The sequence below is a fragment of the Butyricicoccus sp. genome, from assembly GCF_050872565.1.
Lineage (GTDB): Bacteria > Bacillota > Clostridia > Oscillospirales > Butyricicoccaceae > Butyricicoccus_A.
In genome coordinates this window covers 1-4,595 of record NZ_JBNMHC010000180.1, presented here as the reverse complement: position 1 = coordinate 4,595, position 4,595 = coordinate 1, and the positions used below count along the sequence as shown (strand labels likewise).

Below are 4,595 nucleotides of genomic sequence, written 5' to 3'. Positions count from 1 at the left end.
GTTCAAGATTGAGGATGCACCGGAAGGCACGGTCAGCTTTGCCGTCGTGCTGGACGATTTGGATTCGATTCCGGTGTGCGGTTTTACCTGGATTCACTGGGCACTGTGCGATTTAACGGTCACAGAGCTGCCGGAAGATGCGAGCCGACACGACCCATCGTTGATTCAGGGCTGCACCAGCTTCCACAGCGTGGCATCCGATGAGTCCATCGAAGAAGCCTCGCGCTACGGCGGCATGGCACCTCCGGATAAGGACCATCAGTACGATCTGTCCGTCTATGCGCTGGACTGCAAGCTGAACCTGAAGCCGGGCTTCTATCTCAACGAGTTGATTCACGGCCTGCGCGGTCATGTGCTGTCGCACACCCGCCTGTCGGCGATGTATCGCGCCAAGTAATCCTTTTGATTTCTCTCGCAGGAGCTGCGTTTGCAGCTTCTGCTTTTTTATTCCTCAATCGTTGTTGCAAAGGTCAGCGTTTCGCTGCTATTCGGTGCGAGTTTTCGCACGCCGATCTTATTTTCCAGGGCATGATCCAGATAATTTGCATCCGGCAGCGTGCTCCATGGCTCGATGCAGACATAATTGGTATCTTTTCCCGTGTACTTGCTCCAAATACCTAAATATGGGAAATCAGCGAATTTCATAGAAATCACATGTTTGGACTTTTTGCTGCGAATGCTGACCGTTCTGTTCTTGCAGTCATCCAAAATCAGAGCGTCCAGTTTAAACAGCTCACTGGACAAAAACAGTTTGCCGTCTTCCAGCGGCACTGTGCGCTTGTCCTTAGTAATCATCAGCGCATCATCATTGATGAGCGGATAAATCGCATCGCCAGAACCGAAATCCACGTAATAATCTTCCATGGTTTCGTTTGGTTCCAACGCAACGTTGTATGCATCGTGACCGCCGACTTCGTAGTACATGTCTGTATCGCCGTGATTGGTCGTGATGTGCTGTTTTCTCAGCGTATTTCCCTCCAGCGTATACCGCACGGTAAACGCAAAATCAAACGGATACATCGGTTTGGTATATGCATTCGGCTTCAGCATCAAGGCAATGCTGGTGTCTGTCTGCTCGGTGCAGACAAATTCCAAATCTCTGCCAAAGCCATGCTGCGTAATTTGATAGCTTTTTCCGCCGACGGAATAGGTCTTATCTTTCAGTCGGCCGATAATCGGAAACAGCACCGGCGCATGGCGTGCCCAGATACTCGGCTCTGCCTGCCAGACATATTCGATTCCCGTCTGTTTCGAGCGCATCGAGCTGAGTTCTGCGCCCTTACTGTCTATGGTGACAGAAAATTTTTCATTTTCAATCGTGTACGTCATATTCTCTCCTTTTCCACAAAAAACGCACGGTTTCCTAGGTTCAGTTTAGCATTTTTGCGCATATTCGTCAACCGATGTTTTTTCGCTTTTCGTGAACCGCTCAGAAAAAAAATGATTGACAATCCCTTTTTGCTGTCGTATAATGCTCACGAAAAGACAATTGAAGACTTTGTTCGAACTGGGGACCCGCGCGAAGCGGTTGAGAGTGGAGATACTGCCTCCTTACTCATTGAACCTGTCCGGTTAGTACCGACGTAGGGAGTTTCGAGGTTATTTACTAGTTTTGAACAAGACAAACGCAGGTAAGACCACGACTTCCAAAGTCGATGGTCTTTTTTCATGTCTATCTTGTATCAAAAGGAGGAAATACCCGATGAAAGTAAACGGAAACGCAGTTCCTGCGACCGATGGAATGACGGTTCATACCCTTCTGGAACAGCAGGGCTATCCGCTCACCCGCATTGCGGTAGAAGTTAATGGCGCCATTGTTCCGAAAGCACAGTACGATACCTTTGCGCTGCACGATGCAGACGCAGTAGAAATCGTCTGCTTTGTAGGAGGCGGCTAATATGCTTCACATCATTTGCAACGGAAAGCCTGTGCAGCTGCCCGACGGCATCGGCTTACAGCAGGCGGCAAAGCAATTGCAGCCCACCGCTTCCGTCACGATCCGCAATGGTTTTCAGACCAACGAAGATTGTATCTTGGAGGACGGCGACAGCATCACGCTGATTGAAAAAGGTGTTTTGCCGCCGCGCGATGTGCTGGAGCACATGATGGCAGCACGGCATTCCCCCAAGGTACATGAAACTGTGCGCAAGGCTCGTGTCGGCATTGCCGGTCTCGGCGGACTCGGTTCCAATATCGCTGCAATGCTCGCACGAACCGGTGTGGGACAGCTGGTGCTCGCAGATTTTGACATCGTTGAACCGAGCAATCTCAACCGGCAAAACTATTTTGTCTCGCATCTCGGTCAGTACAAAACCGAAGCAACCGCTTCTCTCATTCACGAAATCAACCCGTTTATCTCTGTTGAGACGCATACGGTCCGCATCACAGCGGACAATGCCATGGAATTATTTGCGGATTGTGATGTCGTGTGCGAAGCATTCGACAATCCGGTCTGCAAGGCAGAGCTTGTCTCTACCCTGCTCAGCGAATCCGAAACCATTCGCATTGTATCCGGTTCCGGCATGGCGGGGTACGGTTCGTCCAATTCCATCGTCACCCGCAAGCGCATGTCTCGACTCTATGTCTGCGGTGATGGAGAAACCGCTGCCGCAAACGGCGTTGGTCTGATGTCCCCGCGCGTTACGGTCTGCGCCGGACATGAGGCAAACATGGTACTTCGCTTGCTGCTCAGCATCGAAGAACCGTAATTTCATTTATTTTTTAGCATTTTTCATCGAAACAAAGGAGAACTTTTCATCATGGCTGATACATTTACCCTCGGCGGACACGAATTTACTTCCCGCTTTATTCTCGGTTCCGGCAAATACTCTCTGGATCTCATCAAGGCTGCTGTAGAATACGCCAGTGCACAGATTGTTACGCTGGCACTTCGCCGCGCAACGCTCGGCAGCATTGACAACATTTTGGATTATATTCCGGAAGGCGTAACTCTGCTGCCGAACACGTCCGGTGCCCGCAACGCAGAAGAAGCTGTCCGTATTGCGCGTCTGGCTCGTGAGGTCGGCTGCGGCAACTTCATCAAGATCGAATGTATTCACGAATCCAAGTATCTGCTGCCGGACAACTATGAGACCATCAAGGCAACCGAAATTCTGGCAAAGGAAGGCTTCGTCGTTCTGCCGTATATGTACCCGGATCTGAACGCCGCACGCGATCTCGTCAATGCCGGTGCCGCTGCAGTCATGCCGCTCGGCGCACCAATCGGCACCAACAAGGGCTTAGTGACCAAGGAATTCATTCAAATTCTGGTAGACGAAATTGATCTGCCGATCATCGTCGATGCCGGCATTGGCAAGCCGAGCCAGGCATGTGAAGCAATGGAAATGGGCTGTGCCGCTGTCATGTCCAACACAGCGATTGCAACCGCCGGTGACATTCCGGCTATGGCTGGCGCATTTAAGCAGGCCATTGAGGCAGGCCGCACCGCTTATCTGTCCGGCATGGGTCGTATTCTCGAAAAGGCTTCCGCTTCTTCCCCGCTGACCGGTTTCTTGGCAGACTAAGGAGGAGCAGACATGAGTGAAGTTATCAACGCAAAATATATCACCCGCGAGACCAATCACATGGAATATCAGCCGGGCATGGAAATCGTGCCGGGCAATATCATGGAGCAGGTGCTCGAAGCCCGCGAAGGCTATGATGAAACCAAATATACCGCTGCTGATGTCATCCGCGCTCTGTCCAAGGATACGCTGACACCGGAAGATTTTGCTGCCCTGCTCTCTCCGGCAGCTCAGCCGTATGTCGAGCAGATGGCAAAGCGCGCCCAGCAGGAAACCCGCAAGCACTTTGGCAATTCTGTTATGATGTTTACCCCGTGCTACATTGCCAATTACTGTGAAAACTATTGTATTTACTGCGGTTTTAACTGCCACAACAAGATTCGCCGCGGCAAGCTCACCATGGAAGAAGTGGACAAGGAAATGGCAGCAATCGCAGAATCCGGTCTGAGGGAAATTCTGATTCTGACCGGTGAAAGCCGCACCATGTCTCCGGTAGATTATATCGGTGAAGCATGTAAGATTGCCCGCAAGTATTTCACTGTGATCGGTGTCGAGATTTATCCGCTCAATTCGGATGAATATCGTCATCTGCATGAATGCGGTGTGGATTATGTCACTGTCTTTCAGGAAACCTACAACCCAGACAAATATGAGACCTTGCATCTGGGCGGACACAAGCGAATTTTCCCGTATCGTGTCAATGCACAGGAACGCGCTTTGATCGGCGGTATGCGCGGTGTTGGCTTTGCCGCTCTGCTCGGTCTGGATGACTTCCGCAAGGATGCCTTTGCCACCGGTATGCACGCGTATCTGATTCAGAAAAAGTATCCCCATGCGGAAATTGCCTTCTCTTGTCCGCGTCTGCGCCCGATTATCAACAACGATAAAATCAATCCGAAAGACGTACACGAGACGCAGCTGACCCAGATTATCTGTGCGTATCGTCTGTTCATGCCGTTTGCCAGCATCACAATTTCCACCCGTGAACGCGCTGGCTATCGCAACGGTATCATCAACATCGCCGCAACCAAGATTTCTGCCGGTGTTTCGACAGGCATCGGCGATCACATC

At 51.0% G+C, this 4,595-nt stretch carries 6 protein-coding genes and 1 riboswitch; of the genes, 5 read left to right on the top strand and 1 reads right to left on the bottom strand.

Going from position 1 to position 4,595, the window contains the following annotated elements:
- On the top strand, positions 1-397 hold a 397-nt coding region (locus tag ACR0P9_RS08080; RefSeq protein ID WP_432619043.1), incomplete at its 5' end, for a YbhB/YbcL family Raf kinase inhibitor-like protein.
- 47 nt (positions 398-444) lie between these two features.
- Here ACR0P9_RS08080 and ACR0P9_RS08075 read toward each other — a convergent pair.
- On the bottom strand, positions 445-1,329 hold the full coding sequence (locus tag ACR0P9_RS08075) for an aldose 1-epimerase family protein (RefSeq protein ID WP_432619041.1): 885 nt from the start codon (positions 1,327-1,329) through the stop codon (positions 445-447).
- A gap of 169 nt (positions 1,330-1,498) precedes the next feature.
- A riboswitch (TPP riboswitch) is annotated at positions 1,499-1,608 on the top strand.
- Positions 1,609-1,702: 94 nt separating this feature from the next.
- Between ACR0P9_RS08075 and thiS the strand changes: the two genes are divergently transcribed.
- The 4 genes from thiS to thiH all read left to right on the top strand — a co-directional run.
- The gene (gene thiS / locus ACR0P9_RS08070; protein ID WP_432619039.1) at positions 1,703-1,897 is read left to right on the top strand and encodes a sulfur carrier protein ThiS; all 195 of its coding nucleotides are present in this window, start codon (positions 1,703-1,705) and stop codon (positions 1,895-1,897) included.
- 1 nt (position 1,898) lies between these two features.
- Positions 1,899-2,708, top strand: coding sequence for a sulfur carrier protein ThiS adenylyltransferase ThiF (gene thiF, locus ACR0P9_RS08065; protein ID WP_432619037.1), 810 nt, complete (start codon positions 1,899-1,901; stop codon positions 2,706-2,708).
- 51 nt (positions 2,709-2,759) lie between these two features.
- The gene (locus ACR0P9_RS08060) at positions 2,760-3,524 is read left to right on the top strand and encodes a thiazole synthase (RefSeq protein WP_432619036.1); all 765 of its coding nucleotides are present in this window, start codon (positions 2,760-2,762) and stop codon (positions 3,522-3,524) included.
- A gap of 12 nt (positions 3,525-3,536) precedes the next feature.
- On the top strand, positions 3,537-4,595 hold a 1,059-nt coding region (gene thiH / locus ACR0P9_RS08055), incomplete at its 3' end, for a 2-iminoacetate synthase ThiH (protein WP_432619034.1).

Bases quoted from the DNA above. Each gene is read 5' to 3' on its own strand.
- ACR0P9_RS08060 (WP_432619036.1), top strand. From the start codon at position 2,760: ATGGCTGATACATTTACCCTCGGCGGACACGAATTTACTTCCCGCTTT.
- thiF (WP_432619037.1), top strand. From the start codon at position 1,899: ATGCTTCACATCATTTGCAACGGAAAGCCTGTGCAGCTGCCCGACGGC.
- thiS (WP_432619039.1), top strand. From the start codon at position 1,703: ATGAAAGTAAACGGAAACGCAGTTCCTGCGACCGATGGAATGACGGTT.
- ACR0P9_RS08075 (WP_432619041.1), bottom strand. From the start codon at position 1,329: ATGACGTACACGATTGAAAATGAAAAATTTTCTGTCACCATAGACAGT.